Raw genomic sequence first — 927 nt, 5'->3', positions numbered from 1 at the left:
TGCAGGTAGTACGTTGGGAGATAAACCGGTTAATGTCGGTAAAGATTTAGTAGCGGAGCTAAGGAAAAGTGATACCCTTGGCTGGGATTTTGTCGATGATAAAAAGGCAAAGAAAGGGCTTCAGAATACAGACTATTACATGGTCATCGAAATTCCGGAAAACTTCTCTCAAAATGTAACGACGGTCTTAGACGAAAATCCTGTTAAACCTGAATTAACATATATTCAGAACGAAGGGCTGCATTACATGGCGGCTCAAGTCACAAAAAGCGCCACTGAACGCATTCGTGAAAATCTGTCGAATAAAGTGACGGCCAGTTATACGACGGCCCTTCTCTCGCAAATGGCCGAAATTGAAAACGGTTTCAATGACGGAGCTGGCGGCTCACAAAAAATCAATGACGGAGCTGGGAAACTAAAAAGCGGTACGGCCCAGATCCTCGAATCCTTGCAGCAAAAAGCTCCTGATATCGACAAGCTGGCAGGGGGGGCAGCCCAATTAAAGGTCGGAACCGGAACCATGTATAACTCATTGGCAGGTAAGCAAGCGGATATCGGTAAATTGGCGGATGGGGCTAACCAAGTCGATACCGGTATGCAGCAGGTAAACGGCGGCGCACGGAAATTAGATGCAGGCATCCAAAAACTGAATGTCGGCATGACCGAATTGAATTCCGGTGCCCAAAGGCTCAACGGCGGCCTTAATGATGCCAATACGGGAGCGCAAAAGCTTAGCGGCGGGGCCAGTCAGGTGGATGATGGCGCTCATGCCGTTTATGCAGGAGCAAGGAAGTTAACCGGAGGCGTCAATCAAGTCAATGATGGCGCACAAAACCTAAAGGATGGAGCAGGCTCCCTTTATACCGGGGCAAAGGAATTATCCGGGGGCGCCAATCAAGTGAATGATGGTGCCCAACAGGTGAATGA

Annotated in this window: 1 protein-coding gene; it reads left to right on the top strand. The window is 48.8% G+C overall.

Annotated features, from left to right (window positions below):
• Nucleotides 1–13 precede the first annotated feature (13 nt).
• Nucleotides 14–927 (top strand): YhgE/Pip family protein (locus CVN76_RS01160; RefSeq protein ID WP_232732043.1); only part of this gene is annotated, 914 nt, incomplete at its 3' end.

The organism is Bacillus sp. mrc49 (genome assembly GCF_002803435.1).
Note: the sequence above shows the minus strand (reverse complement) of the source record. Positions and strands in the feature narration are given on the sequence as shown.